The sequence below is a fragment of the Thermomonas mangrovi genome, assembly GCF_028201335.1.
Classification (GTDB): domain Bacteria; phylum Pseudomonadota; class Gammaproteobacteria; order Xanthomonadales; family Xanthomonadaceae; genus Thermomonas; species Thermomonas mangrovi.
Window position 1 is genome coordinate 122,593 of record NZ_JAPEVV010000006.1, and the last position, 17,802, is coordinate 140,394.

General features: G+C 71.1%; 15 protein-coding genes. 8 read left to right on the plus strand and 7 right to left on the minus strand.

Annotated elements, in window-relative coordinates:
• Positions 1 to 133 precede the first annotated feature (133 nt).
• The gene (locus ON759_RS09430; RefSeq protein WP_271680118.1) at positions 134 to 1,081 is read left to right on the plus strand and encodes a DUF3011 domain-containing protein; all 948 of its coding nucleotides are present in this window, start codon (positions 134 to 136) and stop codon (positions 1,079 to 1,081) included.
• Between the two features lie 7 nt (positions 1,082 to 1,088).
• Here ON759_RS09430 and ON759_RS09435 read toward each other — a convergent pair whose 3' ends face one another.
• Positions 1,089 to 1,412 (minus strand): FmdB family zinc ribbon protein, encoded by a 324-nt coding sequence (locus ON759_RS09435; RefSeq protein ID WP_271680119.1) that lies wholly within the window; start codon positions 1,410 to 1,412, stop codon positions 1,089 to 1,091.
• A 112-nt stretch (positions 1,413 to 1,524) separates the two neighbouring features.
• Here ON759_RS09435 and ON759_RS09440 point away from each other — a divergent pair, with 112 nt between their 5' ends.
• Positions 1,525 to 2,226, plus strand: coding sequence for an SIMPL domain-containing protein (locus tag ON759_RS09440; protein ID WP_271680120.1), 702 nt, complete (start codon positions 1,525 to 1,527; stop codon positions 2,224 to 2,226).
• A 2-nt stretch (positions 2,227 to 2,228) separates the two neighbouring features.
• Positions 2,229 to 2,846 carry a Pr6Pr family membrane protein gene (locus ON759_RS09445; protein WP_271680121.1) on the plus strand — a complete coding sequence of 206 codons (618 nt, stop codon included), beginning with the start codon at positions 2,229 to 2,231 and terminating at the stop codon, positions 2,844 to 2,846.
• A gap of 7 nt (positions 2,847 to 2,853) precedes the next feature.
• Here the strand turns inward: ON759_RS09445 and ON759_RS09450 are convergent, their stop codons facing one another.
• Complete coding sequence (locus ON759_RS09450) at positions 2,854 to 4,710, minus strand: ABC-F family ATP-binding cassette domain-containing protein (protein ID WP_271680122.1); 1,857 nt, start codon at positions 4,708 to 4,710, stop codon at positions 2,854 to 2,856.
• A gap of 95 nt (positions 4,711 to 4,805) precedes the next feature.
• Between ON759_RS09450 and ybaL the strand changes: the two genes are divergently transcribed.
• Positions 4,806 to 6,506: a YbaL family putative K(+) efflux transporter gene (ybaL, locus tag ON759_RS09455; protein WP_271680123.1), complete on the plus strand. Its 1,701-nt coding sequence runs from the start codon at positions 4,806 to 4,808 to the stop codon at positions 6,504 to 6,506.
• Between the two features lie 9 nt (positions 6,507 to 6,515).
• On the opposite strand, the gene ON759_RS09460 is transcribed toward ybaL, so the two are convergent.
• A complete protein-coding gene (locus ON759_RS09460; RefSeq protein WP_271680124.1) occupies positions 6,516 to 7,808 on the minus strand; it encodes an O-acetylhomoserine aminocarboxypropyltransferase/cysteine synthase family protein in 1,293 nt (430 codons plus the stop codon).
• 159 nt (positions 7,809 to 7,967) lie between these two features.
• Here ON759_RS09460 and ON759_RS09465 point away from each other — a divergent pair, with 159 nt between their 5' ends.
• Positions 7,968 to 9,593 carry an alpha/beta hydrolase gene (locus ON759_RS09465; protein WP_271680125.1) on the plus strand — a complete coding sequence of 542 codons (1,626 nt, stop codon included), beginning with the start codon at positions 7,968 to 7,970 and terminating at the stop codon, positions 9,591 to 9,593.
• Positions 9,594 to 9,605: 12 nt separating this feature from the next.
• Here ON759_RS09465 and ON759_RS09470 read toward each other — a convergent pair whose 3' ends face one another.
• Positions 9,606 to 10,490, minus strand: a complete 885-nt coding sequence (locus ON759_RS09470; RefSeq protein WP_271680126.1) for an AraC family transcriptional regulator — start codon at positions 10,488 to 10,490, stop codon at positions 9,606 to 9,608.
• A 173-nt stretch (positions 10,491 to 10,663) separates the two neighbouring features.
• Positions 10,664 to 13,243, minus strand: a complete 2,580-nt coding sequence (clpB, locus tag ON759_RS09475) for an ATP-dependent chaperone ClpB (RefSeq protein WP_271680127.1) — start codon at positions 13,241 to 13,243, stop codon at positions 10,664 to 10,666.
• 137 nt (positions 13,244 to 13,380) lie between these two features.
• On the opposite strand from clpB, the gene ON759_RS09480 reads away from it, so the two are divergent.
• Together ON759_RS09480 and ON759_RS09485 are read left to right on the plus strand one after the other, a co-directional pair.
• Positions 13,381 to 14,691 (plus strand): M20/M25/M40 family metallo-hydrolase, encoded by a 1,311-nt coding sequence (locus ON759_RS09480; RefSeq protein WP_271680128.1) that lies wholly within the window; start codon positions 13,381 to 13,383, stop codon positions 14,689 to 14,691.
• The gene (locus tag ON759_RS09485) at positions 14,688 to 14,948 is read left to right on the plus strand and encodes a GIY-YIG nuclease family protein (RefSeq protein WP_271680129.1); all 261 of its coding nucleotides are present in this window, start codon (positions 14,688 to 14,690) and stop codon (positions 14,946 to 14,948) included. Before ON759_RS09480 ends, ON759_RS09485 begins: the two co-directional genes overlap by 4 nt.
• Here the strand turns inward: ON759_RS09485 and pgeF are convergent.
• On the minus strand, positions 14,940 to 15,818 hold the full coding sequence (gene pgeF / locus ON759_RS09490) for a peptidoglycan editing factor PgeF (RefSeq protein WP_271680130.1): 879 nt from the start codon (positions 15,816 to 15,818) through the stop codon (positions 14,940 to 14,942). The two genes, ON759_RS09485 and pgeF, sit on opposite strands and share 9 nt — an antisense overlap.
• Positions 15,815 to 16,795, minus strand: a complete 981-nt coding sequence (gene rluD / locus ON759_RS09495; RefSeq protein ID WP_271680131.1) for a 23S rRNA pseudouridine(1911/1915/1917) synthase RluD — start codon at positions 16,793 to 16,795, stop codon at positions 15,815 to 15,817. Before rluD ends, pgeF begins: the two co-directional genes overlap by 4 nt.
• Before the next feature lie 105 nt (positions 16,796 to 16,900).
• Between rluD and ON759_RS09500 the strand changes: the two genes are divergently transcribed.
• Positions 16,901 to 17,743 carry an outer membrane protein assembly factor BamD gene (locus tag ON759_RS09500; protein ID WP_271680132.1) on the plus strand — a complete coding sequence of 281 codons (843 nt, stop codon included), beginning with the start codon at positions 16,901 to 16,903 and terminating at the stop codon, positions 17,741 to 17,743.
• Positions 17,744 to 17,802 lie beyond the last annotated feature (59 nt).

Below are 17,802 nucleotides of genomic sequence, written 5' to 3' on the forward strand. Positions count from 1 at the left end.
GGGAAATCGGCCGGCGCCGGGAACCGGGCAGCCTGAAACGCCATTTTAACGGGCCAAGGCGCTACTGTGCCGGTGCACCGGGGCCCGGCGCCCCGGCGAACACCCACCGACCCACCTGTTCCGGGGATCCGCCATGTCCAGCCTGACACCGCATCGCCTGTTGCTCGCGTCCCTGCTGTCCCTCGGCCTCGCCACCAGTCTGTCCGCCCTGCCAGCCCCCGCCCATGCCCAGTCCCAGCGCGCCTACGCGCCGGAAGACCTGTGGACCCTGAGCACCTCGGAGCAGACCCGGGTGATCTCGCTGGAATACCGCGAGCAATCCAACGGCCGCCAGATCCCGAACGACCAGCTGCGCTTCTATCTCGACCAGGTCCGGCTGTCGCGCTGGACCTTCAGCAAGGTCAAGGCCGACATCGCCAAGTCGCTGGGCAATACCGGGGGCGGCTGGCGTCCGCCGCCGGGACCTGGCCCTGGCGGGCAGTCGATCCGCTGCGAGAGCACCGACGGCCGTTCGCGCACCTGCAACACGCCGTGGAACGGCCAGTCGCGCCTGCTCCGCCAGCTGTCCAACACCAGCTGCGTGGAGGGACGGACCTGGTACGACAGCAACGGCCGGGTCACGGTGACCAACGGCTGTCGCGCCGAATTCGGCCCCGGCCACATGGGCGGCGGCAACACCACGACCCTGCAATGCGAAAGCCGCGACGACCGCTACCGCACCTGCGGCAGCAACATCAGCGGTCGCGCGACCTTGGTGCGCCAACTCTCCGACACCCGCTGCACCGAGAACGTCAGTTTCGGCGTGCGCAATGGGCAACTGTGGGTCGACCGTGGTTGCCGCGGCGTGTTCCAGGTCCGCACCGGCCATTGGGGCGGCAACGGCGGCAGCGATTATTCGGTGACCTGCTCCAGCACCAACAACCGCTACACCACCTGCGCCTGGGATGCGCGCCGCGGCTACCCGCGCCTGATCTCCCAACTGTCCAACGACAGCTGCCGCGAAGGCTATTCGTGGGGCTACAACCAGCGGACCGGCCTGTGGGTCGACAAGGGCTGCCGCGCGCGCTTCGGCGTGCGCTGAGGTCGCTTCAGCCGGCCGGGGCACCGCCCCCGGCCGGTGTCGCCGGCACGGCCGGCTTGGCCTCCGACTTCGCCTCGGGCTTGGCGTCGCCGGCCGTTTTGTCGGCGCCGCCGCCCTCCCCGGCCAGGTTGCGCTTCCTGTCGCCGTCCTTCTTGAAGTCGGTCTCGTACCAGCCGCTGCCCGCCAGCCGGAACTGCGGGGCGGTCAGCTGGCGATGGACGGCGCCCTCGGCCGCGCAGGCCGGGCACCGGTCGGGGTCGGGATCCGACAGCTTCTGCAGGCGGTCGAAGCGGTGCCCGCAGGCGTCGCAGGCGAAGGCATAGATCGGCATCGGGCAGGGTCCACGTCAGGCGTGCAGCGAGGCTGGCATAGTGCGGCCTGTGGCCGGCGTTTCAAGGGATCGCCGTGCTTCCCTCCAACACCCCACCCCGCCGGAGCCCCGCATGCAGTCCCGCAACCTGATCGCCGCCGCCCTCATCGCCCTCGGCCTGGCCGGCGCCGGCTGGTTCGCCGCGCAGGGCATGGCCCACCTGCGCACCGCCGACCGCTACGTGACCGTGAAGGGCTCGGCGGAGAAGATCGTGGATGCCGACCTGGTGGTCTGGCCGCTGTCGCAGACCGTCGGCGGCAACGAACTGGGCGCGGTGCAGGCGCAACTGGACGCCAACACCCGCACCATCCGCGAATTCCTGACCAGCGCCGGCTTCAAGGACGACGAAGTGGTGGTCAGCCCGCCGCGACTCGAGGACCGCTGGACCTACGCCTATGGCGACAACCGCCCGCCGGAGCGCTATCGCTATTCCAACACCGTCACCCTGCGCACCAGCCGCGTCAAGGAAGCGCTGGGCGCGCTGCGCCGCAGCGGCGACATCGTCGCCCGCGGGGTGATGCTCAACACCGAGGAAGGCGGCGGGCCCGAGTTCGACTACACCCAGCTCAACGCGATCAAGCCGACGCTAATCGCCGAGGCCACTGCGGCCGCGCGCAGCTCCGCCGAACAGTTCGCCAAGGACTCGGGGGCGCGCATCGGCGGCATCCGCAGCGCCAACCAAGGCGTGGTCAGCATCGAGAACCGGGATGCCGGCAGCCCGCAGATCAAGAAGATCCGGGTGGTCACCACGGTCGAGTATTTCCTCAAGGACTGAGGATGACGCCGGCACGCCAGTGGGCTGCGGCGCTGGCGATGCTCGCCGGCGCCGCCCTGCTGCTGCAGCTGGTGCTGTCGCTGCGGATGGGGCTCGACGCCGGGCGCGGCGCCCTGCACGGGCTCTGGCAGTTCCTTGGCTATTTCACCGTCCTGAGCAACGGCTTGGTCGCGTGGCTCGCGCTGCGTGGCGCGTTGGCGGCGGATGGCGGCCGCGACCTGCGCTGGCGCGGCTGCGCGGCGACCGCGATCGTGCTGGTCGGGATCGGCTACCACCTGTTGCTGCGCGAAATCTGGAACCCGCAAGGCGCGGCGTGGCTTGCCGACCTGCTGCTGCACTACGCGGTGCCGGCCGCCGCGCTGGCGTGGTGGTGGGTGTTCCCGCCACGGGCCCGCATCCCCGCGACCGCGCCGGGCTGGTGGCTGGCGTGGCCACTGGGGTATGCCGCCTACGCCCTGGTCCGCGGGGCGCTGAGCGGCTTCTACCCGTATCCCTTCGTGGACGTCGCCAGCCTCGGGATGGGGCGGGTGCTGGGCAACGTCGTCGGCCTGTGCATCGTGTTCCTGGCCACCAGCTTCCTGCTGCGCGCGCTGGCGCACGTGCGCCAGCGACCGGCCTGAGCCGGCCTCAGCCCTCGTACAGCGCCAGCAGTTCGGCTTCGGCGGTTTCGAGTTCCTGGCGCAACTGCAGCTGCGTCCGCCCGAGGTCGGCGACCTTGCCGGCATCCGCGTAGACCGCAGGGTCGGCCATGGCCGCATCGCATTCGACCAGCTTGCCTTCCAGCCGCGCCACCCGTTCCTCGGCCTTCTGCAGCTTGTGCGGATTGGGCTTGGGCTTCGCCACCGGTGCGGGCGCGGGTGCGGCCACCGCCGGCGCGGACTTCGGCACCGGGGTCTTGGGGTTGTCGGCGCCGGGGCGCGTGCGCAACCACGCGGCGTAGTCGTCGAGGTCGCCGTCGAACGGCTCGACGATGCCGTCGTGCACGCGCCAGTACTGGTCGCTGACCAGGCCGATCAGGTGGCGATCGTGGCTCACCATCACGATCGCGCCATCGAAATCGGACAGCGCCTCGGCCAGCGCCTCGCGCATCTCGAGGTCGAGGTGGTTGGTGGGCTCGTCCAGCAGCAGCAGGTTCGGCTTGTTCCACGCCAGCAGCGCGAGCGCGAGCCGGGCCTTCTCCCCGCCGGAGAAGTTGTCGATCACCTCGAACGCGCGGTCGCCCGGGAACTGCCAGCCGCCGAGGAAATTGCGGAAGTCCTGGGTCGCGGTGTTCGGCGAGAGTTCCTTGAGGTGGTCGATCGGCGAGGTCCCGGCCACCAGCGATTCCACCGTGTGCTGGGCGAAATAGCCGATGCGCAGGTCCGGGTGCGCGATGCGCTCGCCGGACATCGGCGCCAGCTCGCCCACCAGGGTCTTCACCAACGTCGACTTGCCGGCGCCGTTGACGCCGAGCAGGCCGATGCGGTCGCCCGCCTCCAGCCCGAAGCCGACGTTGCGCAGGATGGTGGCGCCCGGGCCGTACCCGCAATCAACGTCGCGCAGCGACAGCAGCGAATTCGGCAGCCGCAGCGGCGCCGGCAGCTGGATGCTGACCCCGCGCTCGACGCGCACCGCCTCGGTGCCGGCCAGCTTCTCCAGCCGCTTCATCCGCGACTGCGCCTGCCGCGCCTTGCTGGCCTTGGCCTTGAAGCGGTCGATGAAGCTCTGCAGGTGCGCGCGCTCGGCCTGTTCCTTGTCGAACGCGATCTGCTGCTGGCGCAGGTGCTCGGCGCGCTGGCGTTCGAACGCGGTGTAATTGCCGGCGTACAGCTTCGCCTTGCCGTCGTGCAGGTGCAGGATGTGGGTGGTGACGTTGTCCAGGAATTCGCGGTCGTGCGAGATCACCAGCAGCGTGCCGTCGTAGCGCTTCAGCCATTCCTCCAGCCACACCACCGCATCGAGGTCGAGGTGGTTGGTCGGCTCGTCCAGCAGCAACAGGTCGGACGGCGTCATCAGCGCGCGCGCCACGTTCAGGCGCACCCGCCAGCCGCCCGAGAAGTCCGCGACCGGCTTTTCGTGGGTCTCCGCCGGGAAGCCCAGCCCGTGCAGCAGGCGGCCGGCGCGCGCGGTGCCGTCGTAGCCGTTGACTTCCTCCAGCCGCTGGTGCGCTTCGGCGACCGCCTCCCAGTCCTCGGCGGCGAAGGCGTTCGCCTCGGCCTGGATCGCGGCGTGCACCGCGGCATCGCCCGACAGCACGAAGTCGATCGCCGGGTCCGGCAGGTGCGGGGTTTCCTGCGACACGCTGGCGATGCGCGCCTTGCCGGGCAGGTCGATGTCGCCGCGGTCGGGCTCGACCTCGCCCATCAGGGCGGCGAAAAGCGAGGACTTGCCGGCGCCGTTGCGGCCGACCACGCCCACCCGGTAGCCGGCATGCAGGGCCAGGTCGACGTCGGACAGCAGCAGGCGCTCGCCCCGGCGCAGGGCGAAATTGCGGAAGGAAATCATCCGCATAGTGTAAGCGGCCGGGCAAGCTGAACCGCGGCTCAGGCAGCCACGCCCGGGGATGCGAAGATGGGGCCTGGCCCACCGCCGGGAGGCGCATGCCGCACCACACCTCGCTGATCGCCCTGCTGTGCGTGGGCTTCGTCATGGCCTTCGCCCTGGGCATGCTGGCCCAGCGCCTGCGCATGTCGCCGCTGGTGGGCTACCTGCTGGCCGGCGTCATCGTCGGGCCGTTCACCCCCGGCTTCGTCGCCGACCAGACCCTGGCCCCGCAGCTGGCCGAGGTCGGCGTGATCCTGCTGATGTTCGGCGTCGGCCTGCATTTCTCGCTGCGCGACCTGCTCGAGGTGAAGCACGTCGCGGTGCCCGGGGCGCTGGTGCAGATCGCCTTCGTCACCACCATCGGCGCGGCCTTCGGGTTGTGGCAGGGCTGGCCGACGATGGGCGCGGTGATCTTCGGGCTGGCGCTGTCGGTGGCGAGCACGGTGGTGGTGATGCGCGCGCTGGAGGAGCGGCGCCTGCTGGACACCCGGCGCGGGCGCATCGCGATCGGCTGGCTGGTGGTCGAGGACCTGGCGATGGTGCTGGCGCTGGTGCTGCTACCGGCGCTGGCCGGGGCGCTCGGCAGCGGCGAGAAGGTCGGCGCGGGCGGGGTCATCGGCGCGCTGGCATGGACGCTGGTGAAGGTGGCCACGTTCGTCGCCTTCATGCTGGTCGTCGGGCGTCGGCTCATCCCGCGGATCCTGGAGCACGTGGCCGGGCTCGGCTCGCGCGAACTGTTCACCCTCTGCGTGCTGGCGATCGCGCTGGGCGTCGCGTTCGGGGCGGCGGCGCTGTTCGACGTGAGTTTCGCGTTGGGTGCGTTCTTCGCCGGCATGCTGCTCAACGAATCCGAGCTCAGCCACAAGGCCGCGGCGGATTCGCTGCCGATGCGCGATGCGTTCGCGGTGCTGTTCTTCGTATCGGTGGGCATGCTGTTCAACCCGTCGATCCTGGTCGATCACCCGCTGTTGGTGGTGGCGACCGTGGCCATCATCGTGTTCGGGAACGCGCTGATCGGGTTCGCCGTGGTGCGCCTGTTCAAGCTGCCGCAGCTGACTGCGCTGACCATCGCCGCCAGCCTGTCTCAGATCGGCGAGTTCTCCTTCATCCTGGCCGGCCTCGGCCTCAGCCAGAAGGTGCTGCCACAGCAGGGGCACGACCTGATCCTGGCCGGGGCGCTGCTGTCGATCATCGCCAACCCGTTGCTGTTCGCCTGGCTGGACCGCTGGCAGAAGCAGCAGCAGCCGGGCGTGGCCGTCACCCAGGTCCTTGCCGACAATTCCGAAGTCCCCGAGGACATGGGCGGCCACGCCATCGTGGTGGGCTACGGGCGGGTCGGACGCGAGCTCTCGCGCCTGCTGCAGGATCGTGGCGTGCCGCTGGTGCTGGTGGAGAGCGACCCGGACCGGGTGGAGCAGGCGCGCAACCACGGGCTGGTCACCGTACGCGGCAACGCCGCCTCGGAGGCGATCCTCAAGGCGACCCGGCCGGACACCGCGCAACTGGCGATCCTGGCGATTCCGCAGGCACTGGAAGCCGGTGAGATCATCGCCCACTTCAAGGCCATCAACCCGTCCATCAGCGTCCTCGCACGCGCCCACAGCGAGGCGGAAGTGAAGCACCTGCTCGACCACGGCGCCGACGCGGCGGTGCTGGCCGAACGCGAGCTGGCCTACTCGCTGGCGGACATGGTGATGTCCACCCCGCCCTACCGCCCGGCGCGCGCGCCCGATCCCGAGCCCCGGCCCGCCGGCTGAGGCGTCGGCTCAGGCCGCGGCGAGCGCGGCCTCGAGGTCGGCCAGCAGGTCCTCGATGTGCTCGATGCCGACGCACAGGCGCACGGTGTCCAGGCCGACGCCGGCCAGCGCCAGTTCCTCCGGCGACAGCTGCCGGTGCGTGGTGGAGGCCGGGTGGGTGGCCAGCGATTTCGCGTCGCCGATGTTGACCAGGCGGGTGAACAGGCGCAGCGCATCGAGGAAGCGCGCCCCGGCCTCGCGGCCGCCGGGCAGGCCGAAGGTCAGCAGGCCGGACGCGCCCTTCGGCAGGTACTTGCGCGCCAGCGCGTGCTCGGGATGGCCGGGCAGGCCGGCATAGTTCACCCAGGCCACCTTCGGATGGCCCTGCAGGTAGGTCGCCACCGCCAGCGCGTTCTGGTTGATCCGGTCCATGCGCAGCGCGAGCGTCTCGATGCCCTGCAGGATCAGGAACGCATTGAACGGCGACAGCGCCGCGCCGGTGTTGCGCAACGGCACCACCCGCGCCCGGCCGATGTAGGCCGCCGGGCCCAGCGCTTCGGTGTAGACCACGCCGTGGTAGCTCACGTCCGGCGTGTTGAGCCGCGGGAAGCGGGCCGCATGCCCGGCCCACGGGAAGCGGCCGCTGTCCACGATCGCGCCGCCGATGCTGTTGCCATGGCCGCCCAGGTACTTGGTCAGCGAATGCACCACGATGTCCGCGCCGAAGTCGATCGGGCGCAGCAGGTAGGGCGACGGCACGGTGTTGTCGACGATCAGCGGCACCCCGTGCGCGTGGGCGACCGCGGCCAGCGCCTCGATGTCGGTGACGTTGCCCAGCGGGTTGCCCACCGATTCGACGAACACCGCCTTGGTGCGCGCGTCGATCAGGCCCGCGAACGCCTGCGGGTCGCGGTAGTCGGCGAAGCGGGTCTCGATGCCGAACTGCGGCAGGGTGTGCGCGAACAGGTTGTAGGTGCCGCCGTACAGCGCGCTCGAGGAGACGATGTTGTCGCCGACTTCGGCGATGGTCTGGATCGCGTAGGTGATCGCGGCCTGCCCCGAGGCCAGCGCCAGTGCGGCGATGCCGCCTTCCAGCGCGGCCACGCGCTGCTCCAGCACGTCGGTGGTCGGGTTCATGATCCGGGTGTAGATGTTGCCCGGCACCTTGAGGTCGAACAGGTCGGCCGCGTGCTGCGCGCTGTCGAAGGCGTAGGCCACGGTCTGGTAAATCGGCACCGCCACCGCGCGGGTGGCCGGGTCGGGGCTGTAGCCGCCGTGGACGGCGATGGTCTCGGGTTTCCAGGAAGACGCTGGCTGGCTCATGGCTGCGATGCACCGCATTGACGTGGGGACTTCACCTTACCGGGCGCAGCGGCGGCCACGCGCCCCGTGCTCATGACCATCCGGCATGGCGACCTGACGCGCCCACGTCCTCGCCGGATGGGCGCACACTCCGACGTTCCTGCCCCGCCGGATACCGCCATGCGCCACCCTCCGATCGCCCTTGTGCCCGCGTTGGCGGCCTGCCTGCTCGCCGCGTGCGCCCACGCGCCGCGGACACAGGGCACCACGCCCTTGCGCGTGCAACTGCCCGCGGACGCGCCCGCGGGCACCTCGGGCCGGCTGCTGGTGTTCGCGGAACCTGCCGCGGATGCGCTGGCCCGGGCCAAGGACGGGGTCGTCGCCGCGGTCGACGCCAGCCCGTTCGGCGGCAAGGGCGCAAGCGCTGCCGCGATGGAGCTGGCCCGCATCGCCCCGGGGCAGGTGCTGCCGGTGGATGGCGACAGCCTGGCCTGGCCGCAGCCCCTCTCGCGCCTGCCGGCGGGCGACTACTACGTGCAGGCCGTGCTCGACGTGGCGCGCAACAACAATTACGGCGGGCGCGGCGCGGACGATCTCAGCAGCACGCCGCAGCGCATCACCGTGGGTCCGGGCGCGAAGCCCGCCACCCTGGTGCTCGACCAGCGCGCACCGGCCGCCGGCGATCCCTGGCAGTTGCCGCCAACCGCCCCGGAGGCGCTGCGCGCCGCGATCCCCGCCGCCAAGGCTGCCACCCAGGCGATCGACATGCCCAGCGCCGCCCTGGGCGCGTTCTGGGGACGGCCGGTGCACCTGCGCGGCTGGGTGGTGCTGCCGCCCGGCTACGACGCCGACGACAAGGCGCGCTATCCGGTGCTGTACTTCACCCACGGCTTCGGCGGCAGCACGCGCGCGTTGGTGCCGACCGCGATCGCGGCGCATGCCGGCATGGCGGATGGGTCGATCCCGCCGATGATCTGGGTGCTGCTGGACGAATCCAGCCCGACCGGCACCCACGAATTCGCCGATTCGGTCAACAACGGCCCGTGGGGCACCGCGCTTACCGAGGAACTGATCCCGGCCCTGGAATCGCGCTACCGGATGGACGCCACCGCCAACGGCCGCTTCCTCAACGGCCACTCTTCCGGCGGCTGGGCCACGCTGTGGCTGCAGGTGCGCTATCCCAAGCTGTTCGGCGGCACCTGGTCGACCGCGCCGGATTCCAGCGACTTCCGCGACTTCAGCGGCATCGACCTGTACGCCGCCGACGCCAACGTCTACCGCAAGCCCGATGGTACTGCGTGGCCGCTGATGCGCGACAAGGGCCAGGTGGTCGCCAGCTTCGAGCAGTTCGCGCGGCTGGAGGAAATCGTCGGGCCGGTCGGCGGCCAGCTCGCCTCGTTCGAGTGGGTGTTCTCGCCGCGCGGCGCCGATGGCCGGCCGATGCCGATGTTCGACCGCGGCACCGGCCAGGTCGATCCGATGGTGGTCGCCTACTGGCGCGAGCACTACGACATCGCCGAGCGGATCCGCCGCGACTGGCCGCGGCTCAAGCCCGACCTGGACGGCAAGCTGCACGTGTACGTCGGCACCGCGGATACCTTCTACCTCGACGGCGGCGTCCACAAGCTCAAGGAAACACTGGATGCCGTCGGCGCACGCGCGGATATCCGCTTCGTGCCCGACCGCACCCACTTCGACCTGTACGTGGAAGGCGACGACCGCCGGGCGATGCTGAAGGACATCGCCTGGCAGATGTACGCCATCGCCCGCCCCGGATCGAAACGCCCGCCCGCGCCGGCGCGCTGAGCGGGCGCCTGCTCAGCCGGCGAGCGGCACCAGGATGTCGGCGCGCAGCAACGGCGCCGGCACGGTCTCGGGGTCGTCGAGGAAGTCGTAACGGATCGGCGCGGCGCGCAGCACGTGCCCGCTGCCGGGCAACCAGTCCGCCAGCACGCCGTCCACCGCGTCCTCGAGGCCCTCGTAGGGACCGACGTGGCGCAGGCGCGCGAACAGGCCGCCCGCCAGGGTCTCGCGGCGCAGCGGCATCTCCGGCTCGGCGGCGAGCTCGCCATCGAGGCGGATCGCGCAGTCGAACTCCAGCGTCTCCGCCGGCAAGTCGCGGTGGTCGCCCCACGGGATGCCGTGCAGGCCGATGATCGATTCGACGACGCCGGCACCGGCGGCCCAGTCGAACAGCGCGCCGTAGGCCTGGTCGAGGTCGGCGAAGGCGCCGCGGTTGCGCAGCGCCACGACCTCGAACGGTTCGAGCGACACCACTTCGACCTGCAACGGCAGCGGGTCGCCCACGGCGCGGGTCGGGCGCCCGAGCCTCGCCAGCAGCGCCGCACGCCGCGCGGGATCGTCGCGCAATTCGGAGGGACTGGCATCGAGGCGTTCGCGCATGGCACGGGCCAGCGCCTGCGGGGTGTCGTAGCCCACCGCCAGCGCGACCTCGGCGACGCCCGCCTCGGCATCGCCCAGCAATTGCAGCGCGCGCGCCAGCCGCAGCCGGGCGACGGTGCCGCCCAGCGGCTCGCCGGTCAGCGCGCGCCACACGCGGTGGAAATGGAAGGGCGAGAGGTGGGCGACGGCGGCCAGTTCGTCGAGGCCGGGCAGGTCGGCGCCGGCCGCGATCGCCTGTTGCAGGCGGGCGAGCACGGCATCGACGCGGCGGGCATAGGCGTTGCGGGTATCGGGTTTCATCGGCGGTCTCCGGTGCGGTGAGGATGCACCGGCACGATGCCTGCCGTCGCCACCGGCGCGCGTTCCCGATCTTGCGCTGTTCCGGGCGCGGCAGCCGGACCCGACAAGTGGCTCCCCGAGACTCGCTTGGTGGCCTGGGCAGGCCACCCGCCTCCTTGCGGGTGGCGCGCGCCTCAGCCGAACACCAGCTTGCCGCCCTCCGCGTCGACCTGCACCACGTCGCCGTTGCCGAACCGGCCGGACAGGATCGCCTGCGCCAGCGGGTTCTCCAGCTGCTGCTGGATCGCGCGCTTGAGCGGGCGGGCACCGTACACCGGGTCGAAGCCGACGTTGCCCAGCAAGTCGTAGGCCTGGTCGGTCAGCGCGATGCGGATGCCGCGCTCGGCCAGCCGCTTCTCCAGCCCGCGCAACTGGATCCGCGCGATGGCCTTGATCTGTGGCTTGTCGAGCGGGTGGAAGACCACGATGTCGTCCAGCCGGTTGATGAACTCCGGGCGGAAGTGCGCCTGCACCACGCCCATCACCGCGGCCTTCATCTGGGTGTAGGCCTCCGCGCTGCCATCGCCGGCCAGCTCCTGGATCTGGTGGCTGCCGAGGTTGGAGGTCATCACGATCACGGTGTTGCGGAAGTCCACGGTGCGGCCCTGGCCATCGGTCAGGCGGCCGTCGTCCAGCACCTGCAGCAGGATGTTGAACACGTCCGGGTGCGCCTTCTCCACCTCGTCCAGCAGGATCACGCTGTACGGGCGACGCCGCACCGCCTCGGTCAGGTAGCCGCCTTCCTCATAGCCCACGTAGCCCGGGGGCGCGCCGACCAGGCGGCTCACCGCGTGCTTCTCCATGAACTCGCTCATGTCGATGCGCACCATCGCATCGCTGCTGTCGAACAGGAACTCGGCCAGCGCCTTGCACAACTCGGTCTTGCCGACGCCGGTCGGGCCGAGGAACAGGAACGAACCGGACGGCCGGTTCGGATCGCTCAGCCCGGCGCGCGAACGCCGCACCGCGTCGGACACGACCTTGATCGCCTCGGCCTGGCCGACCACGCGCGCGCCGATCTGCGCTTCCATCTGCAGCAGCTTCTCGCGCTCGCCCTCCAGCATCTTGCTGACCGGGATGCCGGTCCAGCGCGACACCACCTGCGCGATCTCCTCCGCGGTCACCTTGTCCTGCAGCAGGGTGAAGCCCTTGGTCTCCGCTTCCTGCGCCGCCTTCAACTGCTTCTCCAGTTCCGGCAGCGTGCCGTACTGGATTTCGCTCATCCGCGCGAAGTCCTGCTTGCGCTGCGCCGCCTCCAGCTCCAGCCGTGCAGCCTCGATCTGCTCCTTGATGCGGGTGGCGCCCTGCAGCGTCGCCTTCTCCGCCTTCCAGACCTCCTCGAGGTCGCTGTACTCGCGTTCGAGCACGTCGATCTGGTCCTGCAGGTCGGCCAACCGCTGCTTCGATTCGGCGTCCTTCTCCTTCTTCAGCGCCTCGCGCTGGATCTTGAGCTGGATCAGCCGGCGCTCCTTGCGGTCCATCTCCTCCGGCTTGGAATCGATCTCCATGCGGATGCGCGATGCCGCCTCGTCCATCAGGTCGATCGCCTTGTCCGGCAGCTGGCGGTCGGCGATGTAGCGGTTGCTCAACGTCGCCGCGGCGACGATGGCGGGATCGGTGATTTCCACCCCGTGGTGCACCGCGTAGCGTTCCTTCAGCCCGCGGAGGATGGCGATCGTGTCCTCGACGCTCGGTTCGCCGACGAACACCTTCTGGAAGCGCCGCTCCAGCGCGGCGTCCTTCTCCACGTACTTGCGGTATTCGTCGAGCGTGGTCGCGCCGATGCAATGCAGCTCGCCACGCGCCAGCGCCGGCTTGAGCATGTTGCCGGCATCCATCGCGCCCTCGGCCTTGCCGGCGCCGACCATGGTGTGCAGCTCGTCGATGAACAGGATGATCTGGCCTTCGTTCTTGGCCAGGTCGTTGAGCACCGCCTTCAGCCGCTCCTCGAACTCGCCGCGGAACTTGGCGCCGGCGATCAGCGCGCCCATGTCCAGGCTGAGCAGGCGCTTGCCGCGCAGGCCTTCCGGCACCTCGCCATTGATGATGCGCTGCGCGAGGCCTTCGACGATCGCGGTCTTGCCCACGCCCGGCTCGCCGATCAGCACCGGGTTGTTCTTGGTCCGGCGCTGCAGCACCTGGATGGTGCGGCGGATCTCCTCGTCGCGGCCGACCACCGGATCGAGCTTGCCGCCCTCGGCGCGCGCGGTCATGTCGATGGTGTACTTCTCCAGCGCCTGGCGCGCGTCTTCCGCGTTCTCGTCGGTCACCTTCTCGCCTCCGCGCAGCTTGTCGATCGCCGCTTCCAGCTTCTGCTTGTTCGCGCCGGCCACCTTCAGCGCCTTGCCGGCCTCGCCGTTGTCGTCGAGGGCCGCGAGCAGCAACAGTTCGCTGGCGATGTAGGCATCGCCGCGCTGCTGGGCCAGCTTGTCGGTCACGTTGAGCAGGCGCACCAGGTCGTTGCCGGCCTGCACGTTGCCGGCCTGGCCGGTGACCTTGGGCAGCTTGTCCAGTGTCTCGGCCAGCCGCTCGCGCAGTACCGGCACGTTGACGCCGGCCTGCGCCAGCAGCGGACGGGTGCCGCCGCCCTGCTGGTCGAGCAGTGCCAGCAGCAGGTGCGCCGGTTCGATGATGGTGTGGTCGCGGCCCACGGCCAGCGACTGCGCGTCCGCGATGGCCTGCTGGAAGCGCGAGGTGAGTTTGTCCATGCGCATGGCGGGACTCCTGTGTCGAGGGGGCCACCCCGTGGCCCAATGTCGTGCACATGCGGTTGCCGCGCCGTGATTCAAGTCAAGCGCGCCGCGCCGTTGCCGCTGGGTTATGGTCTGCTGCCCGACCCGGAGCCCGACCGATGACCCGACCCCGCGCGCTGGCCTGCGGCCTGTGGCTGGCCCTGTCCCTCGCCCCTTGCCTGGCGGCCACGCCGACCGCCGGCGAGCAACGGCTGCGCGCGGCGATCGAGGCCGACCAGCCGCATGCCATCGCCCTGCTGGAGCGGCTGGTCAACCAGAACTCCGGCTCGCTCAACCTGGCCGGGGTGAAGGCGGTGGGCGACATGGTTCGCGCCGAGCTGGAACCGCTGGGCTTCGAGGTCGAATGGATCGACATGCGCGCCACCGGGCGCGCCGGGCACCTGGTCGCCACCCACCGTGGCAACGGGCGCGGCAAGCGCGTGCTGATGATCGGCCACCTCGACACCGTGTTCGAGCCCGACTCGCCGTTCCAGCGCTTCGAGCGCAGCGGCGACAAGGCGACCGGGCCGGGCATCGCCGACGACAAGGGCGGGGTGGTGATCATCGTGTCCGCGCTGCGCGCGATGCACGCCGCGGGCACCCTGCGCGACGCCGACATCAAGGTGGTCCTGACCGGCGACGAGGAATCCGCCGGCACGCCGCTGGAGACCGCGCGCGCCGACCTCATCGCCGCCGGCAAGTGGGCCGACGTGGCGCTGGAATACGAAGAGCTGATCGTGCGCGACGGCCGCGACTGGGCGACCGTGGCGCGCCGCGGCGTCACCGACTGGCAGGTCACGACGACCGGCGAATCCGGGCATTCCGGCGGGGTGTTCGGCGAGGCGCTGGGCTACGGCGCGAACTACGAGCTGGTGCGCATCCTCGATGCGTTCCGCCGCGAACTGCCGGAACGCAACCTCACCCTCAACGTGGGCCTCATGCTGGGCGGAACGCCGGCCACGCTGGACCCGGGCGGCGCCCGCGGCAGCGCCGCCGGCAAGACCAACATCGTCGCCGCGCAGGCGGTGGCCCGCGGCGACATGCGCACCTTCAGCGCGGAACAGGAAGCGCGGGCGCGCGCGAAGATGCAGGCCATCGTGGCCGCGCACCTGCCGAAGACCACGGCTACCCTCGCCTTCGACGATTCCTATCCGGCGATGGCGCCGACCGCGGGCAACCGCGCCCTGCTGGCGCTGCTCAATCAGGTCAACGCCGACCTCGGCCTGCCGGAGATGGGCGAATGGGATCCGGCCAAGCGCGGCGCCGCGGATTCCAGTTTCGTCGCCGCCGATGCCGACGTGCTGGCCGGGCTGGGCGCCGCCGGCACCGGCGCGCACGCGGTGGGCGAGACCCTGGACCTCGCCAGCATCCCGCGCCAGGCCTTGCGCAGCGCGGTGCTGATCGACCGGCTGGCGCGCACGCCGCGGTGAGCGGCGACTGGCATCTCTACCTGCTGCGCTGCCGCGACGGCAGCCTGTACGCCGGGATCGCCACCGATGTCGAACGCCGCTTCCGCGAGCACGCTGCAGGCAAGGGCGCCAAGTACACCCGCGCGCACCCGCCGGACTGCGTGCTCGCCAGTCGCGCCTACCCGGACCGGGCCAGCGCTTCGCGTGCGGAGCACCAGCTCAAGCGCCAACCCAAGGCGCGCAAGCTGGCGTGGCTGCTGGCCGACGCCTCAGGCTGAGGGCGCGATCCAGGCCAGGGTGGCGATGCGGCCGCTGCCCCCGCTCCCGTCGTGCGTGCTGCGCCGGTGCGAGAAGAACCGCGCCGGATCCGACAGCGTGCACAAGTCGCCGCCATGCACGTCGGCGACGCCGATCGCGGCGAGGCGACGCCGGGCCAGCGAATACAGGTCTACGTTCCAGTGCCCGGGCCGGGTCGGCGCGAACATCGCGGACGCGCCCGCATCCCGCGAGACGAAGGCCTCGAACACCTCCGTCCCCACTTCGTAAGCGCCGGGCCCCGCGGCCGGCCCGAGCCAGGCCAGCAGGCGATCGGCGGGCGAGCGCATCGCCGCCACCGTGGCCTCCAGCACCCCCTCGGCCAGTCCACGCCAGCCCGCGTGCGCGGCGGCGACCTCGGTGCCGTCGCGGGCGGCGAATACCACCGGCAGGCAGTCCGCGGTCAGGATGGCGAGGACGGTGCCGGGCGTGGACGTCACGGCGGCGTCGGCTTCGGGTTCGATGCCGTCCCCTCCCCTTTCGCGCAGCGAAGGGGGAGGTTGGGAGGGGGTTGCGGCTGCATCGAGACCGGATGACCCCTCCCCAGCCCTCCCCTTCGCCTGAGGCGAAAGGGAGGGAGCAAAGTGCGCCACGCCGATGCCATGCACCTGCCGCAGCCAGCGCGGTGGCGACGGCAGGCCCAGCGCCTCGGCCAGCTGGCGGCGGTTTTCGGCCACGGCGTCGGGCGCATCGCCGCAGCGCGCGCCCAGGTTGAAGTGGTCGAACGGCGGCTGCGACACGCCCAGCCCGTGGCGCGTCGTGGTCAGCGCGCGCACGTTCGCCGGCGCCGGCCAGTCGGCCTCGATCCAGGCGCGCGCGGCGGTCCCGCTCATCGGCGCGTGCGCTCGGCCTCGGCGTGCGCAGCGGCATCCTCGCGCAGCAACGCCATCAGGGCCTGCATGTCCGCGGGCACCGGCGCCTCGCAGCGGATCGCCTCGCCGGTGACCGGGTGCGCGAACGCCAGCACTTCGGCATGCAGGGCCTGGCGCTTGAAGCCGCGCAGGGCGGCGATCAAGTCCTCGGACGCGCCCTTGGGCAGGCGCAGCGAGCCGCCGTACAACGGGTCGCCGACGATCGGGTGCTTCAGGTGCGCCATGTGCACCCGGATCTGGTGGGTGCGCCCGGTTTCCAATCGGCATTCCAGTGCGGTGTGCGCACGGAAGCGCTCGCGCAGGCGGTAATGGGTCACCGCGTCCTTGCCGTCCTCGCGCACCGCCATCCGCAGGCGGTCGCGCGGATGGCGGTCGATCGCGGCATCGGCGGTGCCGCCGGAGACCAGGGCGCCGACCACGATGGCCAGGTACTGGCGATGGACCTCGCGCGCGGACAGCTGCGCCACCAGTGCGGTGTGCGCCTGCAGGGTGCGCGCGACCACCATGACCCCGCTGGTGTCCTTGTCCAGGCGGTGGACGATGCCGGCACGTGGCAGCTTGTCCAGCGCCGGGTCGCGATGCAGCAGCGCATTGACCAGGGTGCCGGCCGGGTTGCCGGCGCCCGGATGGACCACCAGCCCGGCCGGCTTGTCGAGGACGAAAACGTGTTCGTCCTCGTACAGCACGTCCAGCGGGATGTCCTCGGCGACCGCATGGGTCTGCACCTCCTCGACCGCGTCCAGCACGATGGTTTCGCCGCCGTGGACCGGGTCGCGCGGGCGCGCCGGCGCGCCGTCCACGGTCACCTGCCCGGCCTTGATCCAGGCCGACAGCCGCGAACGCGAGTACTCGGGGAACAGCTCGGCGAGGACGGCGTCCAGGCGACGGCCGGCGGCGGCGGCGGGAACGAGGGCGTGGCGGGCGTCGGGGGCGGTCATGGCGGGCGGCGCCGGCCGGGCGGGACCCGGGGACGGCGTTGGGCGTCGGTTGAAGCGGGACTGGTATTATCGGCCCTTCATGCCCCCGGCGCCCGTTCGATGCCCATGACCCTGCGTACCGCCCCGCTGCGCCCCCTGATCGTCCTGCTGCTCGCCGTGGTCGTCGCCGGCAGCGGCTGCGCCCGCATGAAGGGCATGTTCAAGGACAAGGACAAGAACGAAGGGCTGCCGGTCAGCGAGCTGTACGACAAGGCCCACGGCTACATGGAGAACGGCCGCTGGAGCAGCGCCGTGGAAGTCTGGCGCCGGTTGATCGCGCAGTACCCGTACGGCCCCTACACCGAACAAGCGCTGATGGAACAGGCCTATGCCGAGTACAAGGCGGGCAAGCACGACGACGCGGTGTCCAGCATCGACCGCTTCATCCGCACCTACCCGACCCACAAGAACATCGCCTACCTGTACTACCTGCGCGGCCTCACCAACATGAGCCGCAACGCGGTGTTCATGGCCCGCGCGTTCAAGCTCGACATGAGCAACCGCGACTTGCAGGCGCCGAACCAGGCCTACGCCGACTTCAGCACCGTCGCCACCCGCTACCCGAACAGCCGCTACGCCGCCGACGCCCGCCAGCGCATGGTGTTCCTGCGCAACGAGTTCGCCCGCTTCGAGCGCAACACCGCGCTGTACTACCTGCGCCGTGGCGCCTGGATCGCCGCCAACGAACGCGCGACCTACCTGCTGGAAACCTACCCGCAGAGCGAGTACCAGAACGATGCGGTGGCCCTGCTCGGCGAGTCCTACGCGCGCATGGGCAACGACAAGCTGGCCGCGGACGCCCGCCGCGTGCTGGAGGCCAACGACCCGCAGCACCCGTGGCTGACCGGCAAGTGGCCGCACGACAGTCGCTTCTACAACCGCCTGAACCCGTTCGCCGGCGACCTCTGACCCGTCGCCATCGGCAACACGCAAGCAGGGGGCCGTCGGCCCCCTGTTGCGTTGCGGGC

Coding starts and splice junctions, on each gene's coding strand:
- ybaL (WP_271680123.1), top strand. CDS start 4,806: ATGCCGCACCACACCTCGCTGATCGCCCTGCTGTGCGTGGGCTTCGTC.
- clpB (WP_271680127.1), bottom strand. CDS start 13,243: ATGCGCATGGACAAACTCACCTCGCGCTTCCAGCAGGCCATCGCGGAC.
- rluD (WP_271680131.1), bottom strand. CDS start 16,795: ATGACCGCCCCCGACGCCCGCCACGCCCTCGTTCCCGCCGCCGCCGCC.
- ON759_RS09465 (WP_271680125.1), top strand. CDS start 7,968: ATGCGCCACCCTCCGATCGCCCTTGTGCCCGCGTTGGCGGCCTGCCTG.
- pgeF (WP_271680130.1), bottom strand. CDS start 15,818: ATGAGCGGGACCGCCGCGCGCGCCTGGATCGAGGCCGACTGGCCGGCG.
- ON759_RS09450 (WP_271680122.1), bottom strand. CDS start 4,710: ATGATTTCCTTCCGCAATTTCGCCCTGCGCCGGGGCGAGCGCCTGCTG.
- ON759_RS09430 (WP_271680118.1), top strand. CDS start 134: ATGTCCAGCCTGACACCGCATCGCCTGTTGCTCGCGTCCCTGCTGTCC.
- ON759_RS09440 (WP_271680120.1), top strand. CDS start 1,525: ATGCAGTCCCGCAACCTGATCGCCGCCGCCCTCATCGCCCTCGGCCTG.
- ON759_RS09500 (WP_271680132.1), top strand. CDS start 16,901: ATGACCCTGCGTACCGCCCCGCTGCGCCCCCTGATCGTCCTGCTGCTC.
- ON759_RS09445 (WP_271680121.1), top strand. CDS start 2,229: ATGACGCCGGCACGCCAGTGGGCTGCGGCGCTGGCGATGCTCGCCGGC.
- ON759_RS09470 (WP_271680126.1), bottom strand. CDS start 10,490: ATGAAACCCGATACCCGCAACGCCTATGCCCGCCGCGTCGATGCCGTG.
- ON759_RS09460 (WP_271680124.1), bottom strand. CDS start 7,808: ATGAGCCAGCCAGCGTCTTCCTGGAAACCCGAGACCATCGCCGTCCAC.
- ON759_RS09480 (WP_271680128.1), top strand. CDS start 13,381: ATGACCCGACCCCGCGCGCTGGCCTGCGGCCTGTGGCTGGCCCTGTCC.
- ON759_RS09435 (WP_271680119.1), bottom strand. CDS start 1,412: ATGCCGATCTATGCCTTCGCCTGCGACGCCTGCGGGCACCGCTTCGAC.